General features: G+C 70.6%; 16 protein-coding genes and 1 pseudogene. 10 read left to right on the top strand and 7 right to left on the bottom strand.

The window, feature by feature from the left end:
* The first annotated feature begins 28 nt into the window (after positions 1 to 28).
* Entirely contained in the window at positions 29 to 1,042 is a 1,014-nt protein-coding gene (gene trpS / locus RMT89_RS24515) for a tryptophan--tRNA ligase (RefSeq protein WP_315885939.1), read from the top strand.
* Positions 1,043 to 1,180: 138 nt separating this feature from the next.
* Entirely contained in the window at positions 1,181 to 1,759 is a 579-nt protein-coding gene (locus tag RMT89_RS24510; protein WP_315885938.1) for a 2'-5' RNA ligase family protein, read from the top strand.
* A gap of 91 nt (positions 1,760 to 1,850) precedes the next feature.
* Here the strand turns inward: RMT89_RS24510 and RMT89_RS24505 are convergent, their stop codons facing one another.
* Positions 1,851 to 2,606: a decaprenylphospho-beta-D-erythro-pentofuranosid-2-ulose 2-reductase gene (locus RMT89_RS24505; protein ID WP_315885937.1), complete on the bottom strand. Its 756-nt coding sequence runs from the start codon at positions 2,604 to 2,606 to the stop codon at positions 1,851 to 1,853.
* A gap of 15 nt (positions 2,607 to 2,621) precedes the next feature.
* On the bottom strand, positions 2,622 to 3,977 hold the full coding sequence (locus RMT89_RS24500; protein ID WP_315885936.1) for an FAD-binding oxidoreductase: 1,356 nt from the start codon (positions 3,975 to 3,977) through the stop codon (positions 2,622 to 2,624).
* Between the two features lie 133 nt (positions 3,978 to 4,110).
* Between RMT89_RS24500 and RMT89_RS24495 the strand changes: the two genes are divergently transcribed.
* The 4 genes from RMT89_RS24495 to RMT89_RS24480 are packed head-to-tail and all read left to right on the top strand — an operon-like array spanning position 4,111 to position 7,132.
* Positions 4,111 to 4,773, top strand: a complete 663-nt coding sequence (locus RMT89_RS24495) for a phosphatase PAP2 family protein (RefSeq protein ID WP_315885935.1) — start codon at positions 4,111 to 4,113, stop codon at positions 4,771 to 4,773.
* The gene (locus tag RMT89_RS24490) at positions 4,766 to 5,752 is read left to right on the top strand and encodes a decaprenyl-phosphate phosphoribosyltransferase (protein WP_315885934.1); all 987 of its coding nucleotides are present in this window, start codon (positions 4,766 to 4,768) and stop codon (positions 5,750 to 5,752) included. The genes RMT89_RS24495 and RMT89_RS24490 overlap by 8 nt, the downstream gene beginning before the upstream one ends.
* 25 nt (positions 5,753 to 5,777) lie before the next feature.
* Positions 5,778 to 6,239, top strand: coding sequence for a GtrA family protein (locus RMT89_RS24485; RefSeq protein ID WP_315885933.1), 462 nt, complete (start codon positions 5,778 to 5,780; stop codon positions 6,237 to 6,239).
* Positions 6,227 to 7,132: a YihY/virulence factor BrkB family protein gene (locus RMT89_RS24480; RefSeq protein ID WP_315885932.1), complete on the top strand. Its 906-nt coding sequence runs from the start codon at positions 6,227 to 6,229 to the stop codon at positions 7,130 to 7,132. Before RMT89_RS24485 ends, RMT89_RS24480 begins: the two co-directional genes overlap by 13 nt.
* On the opposite strand, the gene RMT89_RS24475 is transcribed toward RMT89_RS24480, so the two are convergent.
* Entirely contained in the window at positions 7,086 to 8,369 is a 1,284-nt protein-coding gene (locus tag RMT89_RS24475; protein ID WP_399498474.1) for a D-alanyl-D-alanine carboxypeptidase family protein, read from the bottom strand. The two genes, RMT89_RS24480 and RMT89_RS24475, sit on opposite strands and share 47 nt — an antisense overlap.
* 91 nt (positions 8,370 to 8,460) lie before the next feature.
* Here RMT89_RS24475 and RMT89_RS24470 point away from each other — a divergent pair, with 91 nt between their 5' ends.
* From RMT89_RS24470 to RMT89_RS24460, 3 genes and pseudogenes are all read left to right on the top strand, one after another.
* Positions 8,461 to 8,703 (top strand): SCO4848 family membrane protein, encoded by a 243-nt coding sequence (locus RMT89_RS24470; RefSeq protein WP_186281261.1) that lies wholly within the window; start codon positions 8,461 to 8,463, stop codon positions 8,701 to 8,703.
* Positions 8,704 to 8,735: 32 nt separating this feature from the next.
* Positions 8,736 to 9,971 (top strand): metallophosphoesterase, encoded by a 1,236-nt coding sequence (locus RMT89_RS24465; protein WP_315885930.1) that lies wholly within the window; start codon positions 8,736 to 8,738, stop codon positions 9,969 to 9,971.
* A gap of 540 nt (positions 9,972 to 10,511) precedes the next feature.
* Positions 10,512 to 11,066: pseudogene (locus RMT89_RS24460) on the top strand (ABC transporter substrate-binding protein); the annotation flags it as partial.
* On the opposite strand, the gene RMT89_RS24455 reads toward RMT89_RS24460, so the two are convergent.
* Both RMT89_RS24455 and RMT89_RS24450 read right to left on the bottom strand, forming a co-directional pair.
* On the bottom strand, positions 11,063 to 12,505 hold the full coding sequence (locus RMT89_RS24455) for a HAMP domain-containing sensor histidine kinase (protein WP_315885929.1): 1,443 nt from the start codon (positions 12,503 to 12,505) through the stop codon (positions 11,063 to 11,065). The pseudogene RMT89_RS24460 and the gene RMT89_RS24455 overlap by 4 nt on opposite strands.
* Positions 12,502 to 13,191: a response regulator transcription factor gene (locus RMT89_RS24450; RefSeq protein WP_315885928.1), complete on the bottom strand. Its 690-nt coding sequence runs from the start codon at positions 13,189 to 13,191 to the stop codon at positions 12,502 to 12,504. Before RMT89_RS24450 ends, RMT89_RS24455 begins: the two co-directional genes overlap by 4 nt.
* A 167-nt stretch (positions 13,192 to 13,358) precedes the next feature.
* Here RMT89_RS24450 and RMT89_RS24445 point away from each other — a divergent pair, with 167 nt between their 5' ends.
* A complete protein-coding gene (locus tag RMT89_RS24445; protein ID WP_315885998.1) occupies positions 13,359 to 15,743 on the top strand; it encodes an MMPL family transporter in 2,385 nt (794 codons plus the stop codon).
* Between the two features lie 5 nt (positions 15,744 to 15,748).
* On the opposite strand, the gene RMT89_RS24440 is transcribed toward RMT89_RS24445, so the two are convergent.
* Positions 15,749 to 16,471, bottom strand: a complete 723-nt coding sequence (locus tag RMT89_RS24440) for a TetR family transcriptional regulator (RefSeq protein WP_315885927.1) — start codon at positions 16,469 to 16,471, stop codon at positions 15,749 to 15,751.
* Positions 16,472 to 16,494: 23 nt separating this feature from the next.
* Positions 16,495 to 17,466, bottom strand: a complete 972-nt coding sequence (locus RMT89_RS24435) for a peptidase (protein WP_315885926.1) — start codon at positions 17,464 to 17,466, stop codon at positions 16,495 to 16,497.
* Positions 17,467 to 17,983 lie beyond the last annotated feature (517 nt).

The following is a 17,983-nucleotide window of genomic DNA, read 5'->3' as shown; positions in this document are numbered from 1 at the left end:
GGCTCCGGGACCTGAGAGAATGGTGAACATGGCCTCTGATCGTCCCCGCGTGCTCTCCGGAATCCAGCCCACCGCAGGCTCGTTCCACCTCGGCAACTACCTCGGCGCCGTCCGTCAGTGGGTGGCCCTGCAGGAGACCCACGACGCGTTCTACATGGTCGTCGACCTGCACGCGATCACGGTCCCGCAGGACCCCGCGGAGCTGCGCGCGAACACCCGGCTGGCCGCCGCCCAGCTCCTCGCGGCCGGACTCGACCCCGAGCGCTGCACGCTCTTCGTCCAGAGCCATGTCCCCGAGCACGCCCAGCTCGCCTGGGTCATGAACTGCCTCACCGGCTTCGGCGAGGCCTCCCGCATGACCCAGTTCAAGGACAAGTCCGCCAGGCAGGGCGCGGAGCGGGCCTCGGTCGGGCTGTTCACGTACCCGGTCCTCCAGGTCGCGGACATCCTGCTCTACCAGGCCAACGAGGTCCCGGTCGGCGAGGACCAGCGCCAGCACATCGAGCTCACCCGCGACCTCGCTGAGCGGTTCAACGGCCGGTTCGGCGCGACCTTCACGGTCCCCAAGCCGTACATCCTCAGAGAGACGGCGAAGATCTACGACCTTCAGGAACCGTCGATCAAGATGAGCAAGTCGGCGTCCACGCCGAAGGGCCTGATCAACCTCCTCGACGAGCCCAGGGCCACCGCGAAGAAGGTCAAGAGCGCGGTCACCGACACCGACACCGTCATCCGCTACGACGCCGAGAACAAGCCGGGCGTCAGCAACCTCCTCACGATCTACTCGACCCTCACGGGCACGGGAATCGCGGAACTGGAGCAGAAGTACGACGGCAAGGGCTACGGTGCGCTCAAGACGGACCTCGCCGAGGTCATGGTCGAGTTCGTGACGCCGTTCCGGGAGCGGACCCAGCAGTATCTGGACGACCCGGAGACGCTCGACTCGATCCTGGCCAAGGGCGCGGAGAAGGCGCGTGCCGTCGCCGCGGAGACGCTGGCGCAGGCCTACGACAGGGTCGGCTTCCTGCCCGCCAAGCACTGAGGCGTACTACCGCACACACGTACCACTGGGCAGAGCGCTGCACATCACTACGGTTGCGCCTGCCCACGGCACAGCCGTGGCCGTACAGTCGATAGCCGACGGCTGAGAGAACCGACCGTCACGACGACAGGAGACGACGTGGGGACCGTAACGATCGGCGTGTCGATCGCGGTCCCGGAGCCTCACGGCAGCCTGCTCCAGGAGCGGCGCGCGGGCTTCGGCGACGCCGCGGCTCACGGCATCCCCACGCATGTCACCTTGCTGCCGCCGACCGAGGTGGACGCCTCGCTGCTGCCGGCGATCGAGGCACATCTCGTCGAGGTCGCCGCGGCCGGGCGACCCTTCCCCATGCGGCTCTCCGGCACGGGCACCTTCCGGCCCCTGTCGCCGGTCGTGTTCGTCCAGGTCGTCGAGGGGTCCGCGGCCTGCACCTGGCTGCAGAAGCAGGTGCGGGACGCGTCCGGTCCTGTGGCGCGTGAACTGCAGTTCCCGTACCACCCGCATGTGACGGTCGCGCACGGCATCGACGAGGCGGCGATGGACCGCGCGTTCGAGGAACTCGCCGACTACGAGGCCGAGTGGCCCTGCACCGGGTTCGCGCTGTACGAGCAGGGCGCGGACGGGGTGTGGCGGAAGCTGCGGGAGTTCGCCTTCGGCGGGGCCGTGGTGCCGCCGCAGGCGAGCCATGTGGAGCGCGGGTCGATCCCGGCGAGTTAGCTCCGCCGGTCGCGCGATGATTCGGCTGCGGGCCGGTGGGGGCTTGTCGCGCAGTTCCCCGCGCCCCTGTAGCTGCGTTGCCGATCCCTTCTCAGATCGGTAGCCGTCGGAACAGCCCGCGCGGCACGTGGCGCAGTGCTGACATCACCACGCGCAGCGCCCCGGGCACCCACACGGTTTCCGACCGGCGCCTCAAGCCGAGCTCGATCGCCGTCGCCACCGCATCCGGTGTCGTCGCCAGCGGGGTCTCCTCCAGGCCTGCCGTCATTTTCGAGCGTACGAAGCCCGGGCGTACGACCATGACGTGGACGCCGGTGCCGTACAGGGCGTCGCCCAGGCCCTGGGCGAAGGCGTCGAGGCCCGCCTTGCTGGAGCCGTAGATGAAGTTGGCGCGGCGGGCCCGTTCGCCGGCCACCGAGGACAGGACGACCAAGGAGCCGTGGCCCTGGGTCTGGAGGGCGCGGGCGCAGATCAGGCCCGCCGAGACCGCGCCGGTGTAGTTCGTCTGGGCCACGCGCACCGCGGCCACCGGCTCGCGCTCGTCGTGGGCCTGGTCGCCGAGGATGCCGAACGCCAGCAGGACGAGGTCGATGTCGCCCTCGGCGAAGATCTTGCCGAGCACCCACTCGTGGGACTCGGTGTCGAGGGCGTCGAAGGCGACGGTGTGCACTTGGGCGCCCAGGGCGCGCAGTTGCTCGGCCGACTCCTCCAGGGCGGGCGTCGGACGCCCCGCCAGCCAGACTGTGCGGGTGCGCCGGGCGATCAGCCGGCGGGCGGTGGCCATCGCGATCTCGGACGTGCCGCCGAGGACGAGCAGGGACTGGGGGAGGCCGAAGGCGTCCTTCATGACAGCTCCTTGGGGCTAGAGGCCTAGGCGGCGTGAGAGGTCCGAGGTGAAGACCCCGCGCGGGTCGGCCTCGGCGCGCAGGGCGCGGAAGTCGGCCAGACGCGGGTACATCGCGGTGAGCAGTTCCGGGCGCAGACGGGAGTCCTTCGCGAGATAGACGCGGCCGCCGGCCGTGGCCACCTCCTCGTCCAGTTCGTCGAGGAGGGCGCCGAGGCCCGGGAGGCCGGCCGGGATGTCCAGGGCCAGCGTCCAGCCGGGCAGCGGGAAGGACAGCCAGCCGGGGCCGGCGTCCCCGAAGCGTTTGAGGACGGCGAGGAAGGACGGGCACCGGTGCTCCGAGATGCGCCGCACGATCCGGCGCAGGGCGTCTTCCTGGCCGTATCCGACGACGAACTGGTACTGCACGAAGCCGCCGCGGCCGTAGACGCGGTTCCAGCGCGCGACGCCGTCGAGCGGGTGGAAGAACGTGGAGATCCGCTGGAGTTCGCCGGTACGCGCGCGGGGGGCCTTGCGGTACCAGAGTTCGTTGAACAGGCCGACCGTGCGGCGGCTGAGCAGACCCTCGGGGAAGAGGGCGGGCGGCGACGGCAGCCGGGAGGGGCGGAAGGCGAGCGGGTCCCTACGCGCGCGCGTGCCTTTGCGCAGCGTCTCCAGGGGTGCGTGGTCGCCGCGGGTCAGGACCGCGCGGCCGGTGGCTCCGCCGCGGGCCAGGAGGTCGATCCAGGCCACCGAGTAGCGGTAGCGGTGGTCGGTGGCGGTGAGGCGGGCCATGAGGTCGTCGAGGTCCGTCGCGCGTTCGGTGTCGACCGACATCAGCGAGGTCTCGACCGGCAGCAGTTGGAGGGTGGCCGTCAGGATCACACCCGTCAGGCCCATGCCGCCCGCGGTCGCGTCGAACAGGGGTGTGCCGCGGCTGACGGTGTGGATCTCGCCGTCCGCCGTGAGCAGTTCGAGGGAGAGGATGTGCCGGGAGAAGGAGCCGGACACATGGTGGTTCTTGCCGTGGATGTCCGCGCCGATCGCGCCGCCGACGGTCACCTGGCGCGTGCCCGGCGTCACCGGCACGAACCAGCCGAGCGGCAGCAGCACCTGCATCAGACGGTGCAGGGAGATGCCCGCGTCGCACAGCACGGTGCCGCCGTCGGCGTCGATGGCGTGCACCCGGTCCAGGCCGGTCATGTCGATCACGGCCCCGCCCGCGTTCTGCGCCGCGTCCCCGTACGCCCGCCCCAGGCCTCTCGGGATCCCGCCCCGGTCCCCGCACGCGCGGACGGCGGCCACGGCCTCCTCGTACGTCCGGGGACGGATCAGACGGGCGGCGGTGGGAGCGGTGCGGCCCCATCCCGTGACGGAAACGGTGTCGGCAGGCATGTCGGCGACCGTATCGCCCGTTGAGGGGCGATTGGTTGTGAAACATTCCATCCCTCCCCGAAATGGGTGATTAATGGGATGTCGCTCAATATTGCCGGAGTTCCGGCGGGGTCGGCGTGAACAGTGAGTCCACATGGACCACCTGGACCACCGAATCCTTTCGGCGCTGCGTGTGTACGGCTGTGATCCGCGCGTCGGCGGCGCCGCGCGCGCCCTGTCCTGGGCCGGCGAGCACGGTGCCCTGTGGCTGGCGGCGGGCCTCGCGGGGGCCGCCGTGGACGGCGCCCGGCGCGGCGCCTGGTTGCGCGCCACCGCGCTCACCGCGGGCGCGCACCTCGTCAGCATGGGTGTGAAAAGGGTGGTGCGCCGCCCGCGCCCCGCGCATGTCGACCCCCTCGTGCGCACCGCGGGCCGCCACTCCTTCCCCAGCTCGCACGCGGCCTCCGCCACGGCCGCCGCGGTCGCCTTCGGCATGCTGGGGGCGCGCGGAAGACTCGGAGCGGCCGGCACATCCAGCACACGCGAGGCGCACAGCGGCACACACGCGAAGAACAGTGCACCCATCGCGCTCAGCGCACCCGACTCACCCGGGGCACCCCCCGCACCCGACTCACCCGAGGCGCCCCCCGCCCTCGTCGCAACCCGCGCCGTCCTCCCGCCCCTCGCCACCGCCATGTGCCTCTCCCGCCTGATCGTCGGCGTCCACTACCCCTCCGACGTCGCGGCGGGCGCGGCCCTGGGAGCGCTCACGGCGCGTGCGGGCGCGCGCTGGATGAGAGGCGGCGCGCATGACTGAGACCGCGCCCCTCACCGGCACCGCGCGTGGCACCAGAGAACCCGCGCTCCTGGAACAGCGCACGCCCCCACGCAACCCCGGCACCCCGCCCCCCGACCGAGGCCTCCTGCACGGCCTCCTCAGGACCGCCCGCCCCAGACAGTGGGTCAAGAACGTCCTCGTCGTCGCCGCCCCCGCGGCCGCCGGACAGCTCTTCACCGCCCACGCCCTCACCCAACTCGCCCTCGTCTTCGCCCTCTTCACCGCCTGCGCCGCCGCTGTCTATCTGATCAACGACGCGCGCGACGCCGAAGCCGACCGCGCCCACCCCACCAAACGGCACCGCCCGGTGGCCGCGGGACAGGTCCCCGTACCGGTCGCCTACGCCGTGGGCGGCACCCTCGCCGTCCTCGCGCCGGCCGTCGCCGCATGGCTGAGCGAGCCCCTCGTCGCCGCCCTGCTCACCGCCTACCTGGGCATGCAACTGGCGTACTGCGTCAGCCTCAAGCACGTCCTCGTCGTCGACCTCGTCGTCGTCACGACCGGCTTCCTGATGCGGGCCATGGTCGGCGGGCTCGCCCTCGGTATCCCGCTCTCCCGCTGGTTCCTGATCACGACCGGCTTCGGCGCGCTGTTCATGGTGTCGGCCAAGCGCTACTCGGAAGCCGTGCAGATGGCCGGAAAAGGGGGCGCCACGCGCGCGTTGCTCACCGAGTACACCACCGGCTACCTCCGCTTCGTGTGGCAGCTCGCGGCCGGGGTCGCCGTGCTCGGGTACTGCCTGTGGGCGCTGGAGGAGGGCGGGGTCCCGCACACCAGCGTGCTGCCCTGGCGGCAGTTGTCCATGGTCGCCTTCATCCTCGCGATCCTCAGATACGCCGTCTTCGCCGACCGTGGCACGGCGGGCGAACCCGAGGACGTCGTGCTCCGCGACCGCGCCCTCGCCCTGATCGCCCTCGTCTGGGTCGCCATGTACGGCCTGGCGGTGGCCAATTGGTGAGCACGCGCGCGTGGGAGGCCGCTAGGTGAATACGCCCTCTTCGAGGTGCCGTTCGCCGAACACGCCGGTGCCCCGCCGTGAACTGCTCGGCTTCGCCGCCGCCGGCCTGCTCGCCTATGTCGTCGACACCGCCCTGTTCGTCGCCCTGCGCGGCCCGGCCGGACTCGACCCGCTCACCGCCAAGGTGCTCTCCTTCGTCGCCGGCTGCTCGGTGGCGTACGCGGGCAACGCGCTCGGCACCTACCGGCACACCCGCCCGAAGGGCCTGCGCCCCTGCGCCGCCTTCTTCGCGGTGAACATCGCCGGGGCCGCCGTACAACTGCTCTGTCTCACCGTCAGCCACTACGGCCTCGGCCTCACCTCCCCGCGCGCGGACCTGGTCTCGGGCGCCGGAGTGGGCATGGCACTGGCGACTGTCCTGCGGTTCTGGGGAACCCGGACATGGGTCTTCCGTAACGAGGGGAGAGTCGGATCATGGACTGGCTGAAAAAGCTCCCCGTCGTCGGGCCGCTCGCCGCCCGGCTGATGACCACGCACGCGTGGCGGTCGTACGAGCGCATGGACCGGGTGAAGTGGACGCGGCTGGCCGCGGCGATGACGTTCACCAGTTTCGTCGCGCTGTTCCCGATGCTGGCCGTGGCCGCCGCCACCGCCGCGGCGACGCTCAGTCAGGACCAGCAGGACACGCTGGAGGAGAAGATCGCCGACCAGGTGCCCGGCATCTCCGACCAGCTGAACATCGACGGACTGGTGAACAACGCCGGCACCGTCGGTCTCATCGCCGGCGCCCTGCTGCTGGTCACCGGCATCAGCTGGGTCGGCTCCATGCGCGAGTGCCTGCGCGCGGTGTGGGAGCTGGACGACGACGAGGAGAACCCCGTTCTGCGCAAGGCCAAGGACGCGGGTGTCCTGGTGGGCCTCGGCGGCGCCGTGCTCGTCACGCTCGCCGCCTCCGCCGTGGCGTCCGCGATGGTCGGCTGGATCACCGACCGGCTCGGCATCGAGGAGGGCGGCTGGGGCGGCATCCTGCTGCGTGTCGTCGCCTTCTCGGTCGCCGTCCTCGCCGACTTCCTGCTCCTGCTCTACGTCCTCACCCTGCTGCCCGGCGTCGAACCGCCGCGCCGCCGCCTGATGGTGGCCGCGCTGATCGGCGCGATCGGCTTCGAACTGCTGAAGCTGCTGCTGAGCGGCTATATGCAGGGCGTGGCCGGGAAGAGCATGTACGGCGCCTTCGGCGTGCCGGTCGCCCTGTTGCTGTGGATCAACTTCACCGCGAAACTGGTCGTCTTCTGCTCCGCCTGGACGGCCACGCGGAGCAAGCAGGAAGAGGGCGTCACCGACGACGGCGTACCAGATCGGGCAGCGGCCACCGGCGGTTGACCAGGAAGGCGCCGGCCGCGAGGAGCACCAGCAGCCCGCCGGTCATGGCCAGCGCGATCCCGATGCCGCTCGAACCGCCCTCGGCCGCGGCGCCCACCACCGGCTTCTCCGACGACGAGCGGTCCCCGGACCCGCCCGCCTCACCGGAGCCGGAATCGTCGTCGGCGCCCGCCTGAGCGCTCGCCTCGACGGCGCTCCTCGGCGGCACCAGCTCACCCACCGGCTGGACCTTGCCGGCCGCCTTGAAGCCCCAGTCGAAGAGCTTCGCGGTCTCCTTGTAGACCTCGTTGCTCTCGTCCTTCTCCGGGTTCATGACCGTGACCAGCAGCACCCGGCCGTCGCGCTCGGCGACGCCCGTGAAGGTGGCGCCCGCGTTGGTGGTGTTGCCGTTCTTCACACCCGCGATGCCCTGGTAGACCGGGAGGCCGGAGTCCCCGCTCAGCAGCCGGTTGCTGTTCTGGATCTCGAAGGGCTTACGGACCGACTTGCCCTTCTTGTTCTTCTTTGTCTCGCCCGGGAACTTCGCACTGACCGTCGAGCAGTACTCGCGGAAGTCCTTCTTCTGGAGCCCGGAGCGGGCGATCAGGGTCAGGTCGTAGGCGGAGGAGACCTGCTCGGGGGCGTCATAGCCGTCGGGGGAGACCACGTGGGTGTCGAGGGCCTGGAGCTCCTCGGCGTGCGCGTTCATCTGCGCCACGGTCTTCTTGATGCCGCCGTTCATCTTCGACAGCACATGCACGGCGTCGTTGCCGGAGCGCAGGAAGACCCCCAGCCACAGATCGTGGACGGTGTAGGTCTCGCCCTCCTTTATCCCGACCATGCTGGAGCCGGGCCCCACATCCACCAGGTCGGAGGGGACCACCTTGTGCTCGGTGGAGGAGGGGAACTTGGGCAGCAGGGTGTCGGCGAACAGCATCTTGAGGGTGCTCGCCGGAGCCAGCCGCCAGTGCGCGTTGCGCGCCGCGAGCACCTCGCCGGACTCGGCGTCGGCGACGATCCAGGACCGCGCGGAGAGGTCCTTGGGCAGGACGGGCACCCCGCTCGCCAGCTCGACCTGCGTCCCCGGGCGCCCGAGCCGCTCACCGCCCACCGTCGACATGTTCGCCGGGGGAGTGGCGGACGGGGTCGGCGAGGGACTGGGGGCCGCGTACGAGACGGGCACGCTCAGCGTCAGGGACGAAACAACGACGGAAGTGACCAGCAGTGATCGCCTGGTGGTCTTCTGAGGTGCGGACACGGACGAGAACGTACAGGGCACAGCACGTGAAGTCCCGCCCCGACCCCCACCCCGGCCACGGAACCGCACACGCGGCGGTGATACTGAACGTATGAAGCTCAGCCGCCCCGTCTCCTGGTTCCTGCTCGCCTTCGGGGTGTGGAGCTGGGTCATCTGGATCACTTTCGTCAAGAACCTCGTCAAGGACGGCAGCGGACTCGCGTTCGACGACGCGGGCGACCCGACGGGCTACTTCTGGGTGCACCTGCTGCTCGCCGTCGTCTCCTTCGTATTGGGGACGGTCGTCGGGGGCATCGGGTTGCGCGGAGTGCGCGCATTGCGCCGGACGTCATAGGCAGGCGTCACCAGCAGAGAGATACGGCTTACGTGGTCATCGTCTTCGTAGTGCTCGTCCTGGCGGTCATGGTGACGGCCAACTGGTACGTGTGGCGCCGTCTGTTCCGCGACACGACCAGCGGTCCCGGCTGGGTCCGTCGCGCGGGCGCCGCGCTGATCGCCGGCGGCTGGCTGATGGCGTTCGGCGCCCTGCTCGCCGAGCGCACCGGCGCGCCCTTCTGGCTCCAGCGCGTGCTGGCGTGGCCGGGCTTCCTGTGGCTGGCGCTCTCGATCTATCTGCTGCTGGGACTGCTGGCGGGGGAGGCCGTACGACCGCTGCTGCGCCGTCGGCTTGAGCGGCGCAGGCCCGCCGAGGCGCCCGTGCGGCAGGCGGAGCCGGAGCCGGTGCCGGCGGGCGGCGCGCCCGTGACGCCCGAACGCGAAGGATCGTCACTGCTCGTCGCCGCCCCCTCCCGCCGTCTCTTCGTCTCCCGCGTCATCGGCGGCGCCGCCGCGGCAGCGGCCGTCGGGACTGTCGGGATCGGCACGTACGGCGTGCTGAACGGGCCGAGCGTGAAGCGGGTCACCGTCCCGCTCGCCAAGCTCCCGCGCGCGGCGCACGGCTACCGCATCGCGGTGGTCAGCGACATCCATCTGGGCCCGGTCCTCGGCCGGGGCTTCGCGCAACGGGTCGTCGACACCATCAACTCGACCCAGCCCGACCTCGTCGCCGTCGTCGGCGACCTGGTCGACGGCAGCGTGAAGGACCTCGGCCCGGCGGCCGCGCCCCTGCGGCAGCTCAAGGCCCCCGCCTACTTCGTCACCGGCAACCACGAGTACTTCTCCGGCGCCGAGCAGTGGGTCGAGGAGGTACGGCGGCTCGGACTGCTGCCCCTGGAGAACGCCCGCACCGAACTGCCCTGGTTCGACCTCGCCGGCGTCAACGACATCGCGGGCGAAAGCGAGGGCCAGGGCCCCGATTTCGCCAAGGCGCTCGGCGACCGCGACCGGGCACGCGCGTGCGTGCTCCTCGCCCACCAGCCCGTCCAGATCCACGACGCCGTCAAGCACGGCGTCGACCTCCAGCTCTCCGGCCACACCCACGGCGGCCAGCTCTGGCCCGGCAACCTCGTCGCGGCCGGGGCGAATCCGACCCTGGCGGGACTTGAGCGGTACGGCGATACCCAGCTCTACGTCAGCCGAGGCGCCGGCGCGTGGGGCCCGCCTACGCGGGTCGGGGCCGAGTCGGACATCACGGTGATCGAACTGGCCTCCCGGCAGGCCTGATGGACCGGCTGATTCCGGTCCGCGCGAGGCCTGTGAAATCTGCCGGAAACACCCTTCGGTAAGTTCTTTCCCATCTCGGCCAAACCCCCTTCCCCCAGCTGAAACACGTGTGATTAGGTGTGCGCGCCACTAGGGGGTGTTTTGAAAGTCCCGCACAGCACCCACGGCGCCCGGCACGCACCCTCGCCGCACCGGCCAAAGACCCAAGTACGTCCAGTACGAGGGCCTTCGTCCGGCACGCCGAGGGCACGCACCGAACACCGCGGGCACCGCACAGGACTTTCAAAACACCCCCTAGGGGAGTGGCATATGCGCTGGGGTCGGGCACATGACGTCGTTCTTCGGTCGCGTCCCGCGAGGTGGTGTAAGCGATCATGCGCTTCGCCTTCCGGTACCTGGCTCGCGATGATCTCTCCGTTGGCGCGGCACGCGAAGTGGCCCGGTCAGGCGCGGGGAGTGCCTCAGCCGGTCGAAGTACCCGGCGTGACCTGCGAGTTCCGGTCCGTTGATCGGCTACACCACCCGGCGGGACGCCATCCGTTCTTCGACACGTATCCGAAGCAGGACGCCGGTAGGGCTCGGAAGCTGCTCCAGGAGGCGGGGGTCAGCCTTCCGGTCCGGTTCACCTACGGCTACGCCACGGGGCGCGGCGCCGCCGCGGAGGAAGCCGCCGAGCTGAAGACGCAGTTGGAGGCGGACGGGCTGTTCGAGGTGACGCTCAAGGGTTACGAGTGGACCGACTTCCAGCAGCGCTGGGCCACGGGGAAGCTGGACGCGTACGCCGTGGGGTGGGTCGCGGACTTCCCCGATCCGGATACGTACGGGGCGCCGCTGGTCGGGTCCGGGGGCACCATGAACACCGGGTACAGCAGCAAGGCGGTCGATCGTCTCATCCAGGAGAGCCAGCGGTTCGCGGACCGGGGGGAGGCCGCGGACGACTTCCGTGAGGTGCAGCAGGTGATCGCCGAGGATGTGCCGGTGATTCCTCTGTGGCAGGCCAAGGAGTACGTGGTGAGCAGCGAGGATGTCGGGGGCGGGCAGTATCTGTCCGACGGGACCGGGGTGTTCCGGCTCTGGCGGCTGAGCTGGATCTAGGTCGGCAGGGTGACCGTCACCTTCAACCCCTCACCCGGCGCCGTGTCCACCGCCACCTTCCCACCGTGTGCCTTCACCACCCCCTGCACGATCGCCATGCCCAGACCGCTCCCCGCGCCCCCGCCCGCCCGGAAGAACCGGTCGAAGATGCGCCCCGCGTCCTCCTGAGCAAGCCCGGGGCCCTGGTCCGCCACGCACACCCGGACGACGCCGTCCTCGCGCTCCACGCTCAGGTGGACCGGCGCGTCGACGGGTGTGTGCGTACGGACGTTCCCGACCAGGTTGCCCAGCACCTGCCGTAGCCCAGACTCGTCGGCCCGGATCAGCAGGACGCCCTCCGCGGCCACCGTGACCGGGCGTTCCGGCTGCTGCACACGGAGGTCCTCCGCCGCGTCCCGGACCAGGCGGCTGACGTCCACGTTGCGGAAGCGCAGTTCGGGCTGCTGGTCCAGGCGGGCCAGACAGAGGAGTTCGTCCACCAGGTGGCCCATCCGGTCCGCCTCCGCCATCACCCGCTCCCAGGCCCGTTTTCGCTGATCCGGGTCGATCAGCATGCCCTTGTCGTAGAGCTGGAGATAGCCGCGTATCGCCGCCAGCGGAGTGCGCAGCTCATGGGAGGCGTCCGCGACGAAGCGGCGCAGCTGGGCCGCGCTGCGCTCGCGGGTGCGGTAGGCCAGCTCCACTTGGTGGAGCATGGAGTTGAGGGAGAGCCGGAGTTGTTCCACCTCCAGGGTCGCTTCCCGGCTGGAGGGGACTCTGCGGGTCAGATCGCCCTCCGCGATGGCCGAGGAGGTCTCCACCATGTCCTCCAGCGGACGCATTCTGCGGCTCACGCTGAGCAGGGTCAGACAGGCCAGCAGGGCCAGCAGCAGGGTGCCGAAGGTGAGGTCCAGCTTGAGGGCCTTGGCCATGGCCTCGTGCAGGGCGTCGGTGGAGATGGCGATCAGGACCACCGGACCGTCGGAGAGACGGGCGGCGATCACCCGGTACGGGGTGTCCTCCACCTTGATGTCGCGGGGCTCCGCCTCGGCGGCCAGGGCCCTGGGATCCCCGACCTCGGCGGCCACCGAACGCTGCCGTGCCGTCGGTTCCAGCGGGCCCAGGGCCACCGGGCGGCCCTCGGGGTCGACGGCGACGAACACCGAGCCGGTCGAGCTGGGCAGGGTTTCGGCACCGCTGCCCGCGAACCGGTCCATGGCGATGCCCAGTTCGCCCAGGGACTCGATCTGGCGCATGCTGAACCCGGCGTTCTGCAGGGTGGAGCGGGTGGCGAGGAGCTCCGAGTCGATCTTGTCCAGGAGATAGTGGCGGGCGGCCATCAGGCTGATCGCGGTCGCCATGACGATGCCCAGGGCGAGCAGCGCCACGTTCGCCAGCGTCAGCTTGGCGCGCAGCGAGTGGATGCCGCGATGCCCCCGGCCCAGGCACCGGATCCTCATGCCAGTCCGTAGCCCACGCCCCGCCGGGTGGTGATGACCGGCGGTCCGAGGGCGTCGAGCTTGCGGCGCAGATAGCTGATGTAGGTCTCCACGACGGTGGACTCCGGCGGGGTGTGCTCGTACTGCCAGACATGCCGCAGGAGTTCCTCCTTGGGCACGATCCGGCCGCCGTTGCGCACCAGGAAGCGCAGCAGGGCGTACTCGGTGGGGGTGAGCTCGACGGTGCGGCCCGCGCGGTGCACGGAGTACGTCGACTCGTCCAGCTCCAGATCGCCGTAGCGCAGCGGCGGGCGCTGGGGGAGGACGTCGGCGGCGCGGGTGCGGCGCAGGACGGCGGTGATCCGGGCGATCACCACGTCGATGTCGAAGGGCTTGGTGATGTAGTCGTCGCCGAAGCCGAGGGCGCCGACGATCTCGGCGGGGGAGTCGCGCGCGGTGAGGAAGACCAGGGCCAGGTCCGGTCGCTGTACGCGCAGTTGGCGGCCGAGGGCGCGGCCGTCGCCGTCCGGCAGCATCACGTCCAGCAGCGCCACGTCGGGCCGGGTGCGCCCGGCGAGCGCCAGGGCCTCGCGGACGGAGCCCGCGGTCATCACCTCGAACCGGTGGTAGCGCAGGGCGATGGTGAGGACGTCCGCGATGCTCTCCTCGTCCTCCACGACCAGCACGGTGCCCACAGCCGTAGTCATGCCCCCAGTATCGGCGCGACCACTGACAGCCGGGCCGGTTCCCGCTTTGGAGTTCCTTGAGAGTCGAGCCCCTCGCATGGCCGCGCCCGAGCCTCGCCACCGATTCTGGTCTGCAGGACCTGGGGGACCGACCGACGACCGATGAAGGAGCATTGAGGGTGGCTGCATTGGCACGGTGGTGCTATCGGCACCGGCTGGTGGTCCTGTTGCTGTGGGTGGGGGCACTGTTCGGCCTGGGCTTCGGCGGATCCGCCGCGGGTACGGACTACGCGAATGTCTTCTCCCTGCCGGACACGGACTCCAAGAGCGCGTACGACCTGATGGAGAAGGCCTTCCCGGAGCGTGCCGGAGACACCGACACGGTGGTGTGGAAGGTGGACGAGGGTTCCGTACGGGACGACGCCGTACGCAACCGGATCGAGCCGGCTCTTGAGGAGATCGGCCGGATGGACGGGGTCGGTGAGGTCACCGAGCCGCAGGTGAGCGAGAACGGGCGGATCGCGTACGCCCAGGTCACCTTCAACGAACAGGCCAACGCCATCCCGAAGGAGGTGATCGAGGACATCGTCGACACCGCGCAGGCCGCCGAACGGGACGGTCTCCAGGTGGAATTGGGCGGCCAGGCCATCGCCCGCACCCAGGAGCCGCCGGCCGGCACCTCGGAGGCGGTCGGCATCCTCGCCGCGGCGGTCGTGCTGTTCCTCGCCTTCGGCTCCCTGTTCGCGATGCTGCTGCCGATCATCGTGGCGATCGCGGGCGTGGGCACCGGCATGCTCTCCACGATGCTGCTCAGCCATGTCACGAACGTGCCCGAAGTGGCCCCGCTGCTCGGCTCGTTGATCGGCCTCGGCGTCGGCATCGACTACGCGCTCTTCATCGTGACCCGGCACCGGCGCTCCATCCTGCGCGGCATGAAGCCGGAGGACGCCGCGGTGACGGCCCTCAACACCTCCGGGCGCGCGGTGCTGTTCGCGGGCGGCACGGTGTGCATCGCGCTCGCCGGCATGCTCGTCATGAACATGCGGTTCCTGGACGGCGTGGTCATCGCGACCTCGCTGACGGTGGTGCTCAGCGTCCTCGCCGCGATCACCCTGCTGCCCGCCCTGCTGGGCCTGCTCGGCCCGCGAGTGCTCAGCCGCAGGCAGCGCCGCCGGCTGGCCGCGACCGGCCCGGAACCGGAGGAGGCGAGCGGTCTCGCGGCGCGCTGGTCGGTGTACGTCCAGAAGCGTCCGCGTGCCATCGCCGCGGGCGCCCTCGTCGTCATGGCGGTGCTCGCGGTGCCCGTGCTCTCGATCCGCCTCGGCGCCACCGACCAGGGCAACCACCAGGAGTCCACCACCACCCGGCAGGCCTACGACCTGCTCGCCGAGGGCTTCGGACCCGGCGTCAACGGCCCGCTCCAGGTCGTCGTGGAGGGCCCCGCGCCCGACTCGCTGGTCACCGCCATCGAGTCGACCGAGGGAGTCGCCCAGGTCGCCGCCACGCCGCCCGCGAACGGCGTCTCGGTGATCAACGTGGTACCGACGACCTCCCCGCAGTCGGAACAGACCGACCAGCTGATCGACCGCCTGCGCGACGACGTGATCCCACAGGCCGGCGTCGAGGCCCATGTGGGCGGTGTGACGGCCGTGTTCAAGGACTTCGCGTCGGTGACCGCGGACCGGCTGCCGTACTTCATCGCGACGATCATCGCGCTGGGCTTCCTGCTTCTGCTGGTGGCGTTCCGCTCGCTGGTCGTGCCGCTGACGGCCGCGCTGATGAACCTGATCGCGGCGGCCGCGTCCTTCGGTGTGCTGGTGGCGATCTTCCAGTGGGGCTGGGGCACGGAGCTGATCGGCGTCGGCAAGGAGGGCCCGATCACCTCGTTCCTGCCGGTCATCATGCTCTCGCTGCTCTTCGGCCTCTCCATGGACTACCAGGTGTTCCTGGTGAGCCGGATGCACGAGGAGTGGGTGCACACCAAGGACAACGCCCGCGCGGTCCGGGTGGGCCTCGGGGAGACCAGCCGGGTCATCAACTGCGCGGCCCTGATCATGATCTGCGTGTTCTCCGCGTTCGTCCTCAGCGGCGACATGGAGGGCGCGATGGCGGGCGTCGGCCTCGCGGCCGCCGTGGCGCTGGACGCGTTCATCCTGCGTACGGCGCTGGTGCCGGCCGCCATGCATCTGCTCGGCAACTCCAACTGGTGGCTGCCGGCCGGTCTGGAGAAGCGGCTGCCGCATCTGGCGGTCGAGCCGAAGGAGGATCCTGTGGAACAGCGGCCGGACGCCGAGGGCGGCGCCTCCGTGGTGCACGGCTTCATCCGTACGACGGACGGCGACCCGGTGCCGGGCGCGGCCGTGACCCTGCTGTCCAAGGGCGGCCGCCAGCTGGACCGGGTGACCTCCCTGGCGGACGGCTCGTACATCCTCTCCGTCCCGGCGCCGGGCACCTATCTGCTCGCGGCGACGGCCCCGGCGTACGGCTCACGGGCGCGGCATGTCGTGGTGGGCGGTGAGCCGCTCGTGTACGACGTGGAACTCGCCGAGGGTGAGGTCGACGCGGTCAACTGAGGTGGCTACGGCTTCCTGCCGGGGTTCGGCATCACCTTCGTCATCCCCGGCAGGAAGTCCGTGAACAGTTCGTGCACCTCGCGCACCAGCGGCCGCAGCACCCGGAAACGGGCCAGGGCCACCCCGCGCGCGGTGAGCCGGGCGCCCCGCTCGGCCAGCTTGTAGCTGCGCTCACGGCCCTCGGTGCGGTCGAAGATCCAGTACAGGACGAGGCCCATCTGGGACAGCCACATCAACTCCGGCAGGACATCGCGCAGTTCCTCCGGCACTTTCGTCTTGGTGGCGCCCGCGAGGACCTCGCGATGGACGCTGATCGCCTCCACGCGCGCGTGCTGCGACTCGGGGGAGAAGGGGCTGAGCGGGGAGTCGGGATCGGCGGCGTTCTTGAAGAACTGCACCGCGAACTCGTGGTACGGCGTGGCGATGTCCAGCCACGCCCTGAGGACCCCCGCGAGCCGCGCCTCCAGATCGGTCTCACGGGCCAGGACCTCCCGGACCGCCACCTGGTGCTCGGCGGCGATCCGGTCGTAGAAGCCCTGGATCAGATGTTCCTTGCCCTCGAAGTAGTAGTAGGCGTTGCCGACGGAGACCCCGGCCTCCTGGGCGATGGCCCGCATGGTGGTCTTGTCGTAGCCGCGCTCCTGGAACAGCCGCATAGCGGTCTCCAGGATCAGCGCGCGGGTCTGCTCGGACTTGCTGGGCTCGGGGCTGTCGTTCTTCGAGGGCACGGAGCGAGACTAACCAGTGCGGGTCAGGGCGACTGCGCCGCCTGGTACAGGTTCTGCGCGTCGGTGCCGAAGTACGGGCCGTACATCCGGTTCGGGAAGAAGTTGTACTTGAAGCTGTTCACCGACGACAGCAGTCCGGTGCCGGTGGACTCGTTGAACTGCGTGAACCAGGGGCCGCCGCTGGAGCCGCCGGTCATGTTGCAGGTCATGCCGTGGTCGTTGGAGAGCAGGAAGTCCCGGCTGGTGTTGCCGCTGCAGTAGATGAACTTCTCCCCGTCGTAGGGGCTCGCGGCCGGGAAGCCGAAGGAGTACATGCGCAGGTTGTAGCCGGTGTTGAAGGCGAGGCCCTGGCCGCCGACGACGTCCGTCAGCGACCGCCCGTTCAGCGGGGCGACGACGGCGGCGCCGATGTCGTAGTTGATGTCCTCGCTCGCCGTCCACTGGGGTGTGGACAGGGTCTTGGTGGCGGTCCAGCGGCCGTTGGGGGCCTGTCCGTCGTGGTAGCCGGGCACGAAGACCCAGTTGGTGTGCCAGGCGCCCTCCAGCTTCACACAGTGGCCCGCGGTGATCACGGTGCTCTTGTTGGCGCTGGTGACGGCGTTGCCGGAGCAGGACGCGGTCCGGCCCTGGTAGGTGAAGAACACCCGGCCCGCCGTGTTCACCACGGCCCCGCCGCCGGTCCAGGCGCTGCCGCCGTTGGGGAAGGCCTGGATGCCGATGTCGGCGGCGGTGGCCGGGACGGTGGTCTTCGCGCCTTTGGCCGGCGCCGAGCCGCGAGGGCCGCTCACGGAGAGCAGGTCCAGCGGCTCGGCCGCCCGCATCCTCGCCGGGGTCCAGAACTCGGCGGCCTTCTGCTGCGCCGCTTCGCTGACCGAACGGACACCGGTGTCGGACCGGGGCCCGGCGCTCGCCGGTACGGCCAGCGCCCCGGCGGCGGTGAGCAGCGCCGTGACGCCGACGAGGAGGGAGCGGGATATCCGAGGTATGCCTCTCACGCGTACTCCTTCTGTGAGGGGGAGTCCGGGCGTGGGGCCGCCCGGACCGACAGACGGTGCGGAGTGGATCGAGCCGTCCAGCAGCGTCCCACCTGAGCGCGATTTTGGAAGAGTCCATGCCAAAACAGTCCGAAACCCGGCCGGTTGCGGACCGGCCGGGCTCTTGCCCAACGGTGCGCGCTGTACGTCCATCCGCAACTCGGCTGGTACGCCCACCCGTTCCCCTCCTGATACGCCCGCCGACCCCTGTCCGAGGCCTGCGGCACGGCCTGCGTCACGGTCTTCGGCCGAGTGTCGGACGCTTGGAGTAGTCGGTGAGCCCGAAGACGTTTCCCCAGGGGTCGGCGACCTGCGGCACGGCCTGCGTCACGGTCTTCGGCCGAGTGCCGGACGCTTGGAGTAGTCGGTGAGCCCGAAGACGTTCCCCCAGGGGTCGGCGGCCTGCGGCACGGCCTGCGTCACGGTCTTCGGCCGAGTGCCGGACGCTTGGAGTAGTCGGTGAGCCCGAAGACGTTCC

It is taken from the genome of Streptomyces sp. P17 (assembly GCF_032436805.1).
Classification (GTDB): Bacteria; Actinomycetota; Actinomycetes; order Streptomycetales; family Streptomycetaceae; genus Streptomyces.
The sequence above is the reverse complement of the archived record's forward strand: the minus strand, read 5'-3'. Positions and strand labels throughout refer to the sequence as shown.

What these genes read in the sequence shown, in the direction of transcription:
- RMT89_RS24500 (WP_315885936.1), bottom strand. Translation starts at nt 3,977, where the DNA reads ATGCCTGCCGACACCGTTTCCGTCACGGGATGGGGCCGCACCGCTCCC.
- RMT89_RS24470 (WP_186281261.1), top strand. Translation starts at nt 8,461, where the DNA reads ATGAAGCTCAGCCGCCCCGTCTCCTGGTTCCTGCTCGCCTTCGGGGTG.
- RMT89_RS24490 (WP_315885934.1), top strand. Translation starts at nt 4,766, where the DNA reads ATGACTGAGACCGCGCCCCTCACCGGCACCGCGCGTGGCACCAGAGAA.
- RMT89_RS24505 (WP_315885937.1), bottom strand. Translation starts at nt 2,606, where the DNA reads ATGAAGGACGCCTTCGGCCTCCCCCAGTCCCTGCTCGTCCTCGGCGGC.
- trpS (WP_315885939.1), top strand. Translation starts at nt 29, where the DNA reads ATGGCCTCTGATCGTCCCCGCGTGCTCTCCGGAATCCAGCCCACCGCA.
- RMT89_RS24495 (WP_315885935.1), top strand. Translation starts at nt 4,111, where the DNA reads ATGGACCACCTGGACCACCGAATCCTTTCGGCGCTGCGTGTGTACGGC.
- RMT89_RS24480 (WP_315885932.1), top strand. Translation starts at nt 6,227, where the DNA reads ATGGACTGGCTGAAAAAGCTCCCCGTCGTCGGGCCGCTCGCCGCCCGG.
- RMT89_RS24455 (WP_315885929.1), bottom strand. Translation starts at nt 12,505, where the DNA reads ATGAGGATCCGGTGCCTGGGCCGGGGGCATCGCGGCATCCACTCGCTG.
- RMT89_RS24450 (WP_315885928.1), bottom strand. Translation starts at nt 13,191, where the DNA reads ATGACTACGGCTGTGGGCACCGTGCTGGTCGTGGAGGACGAGGAGAGC.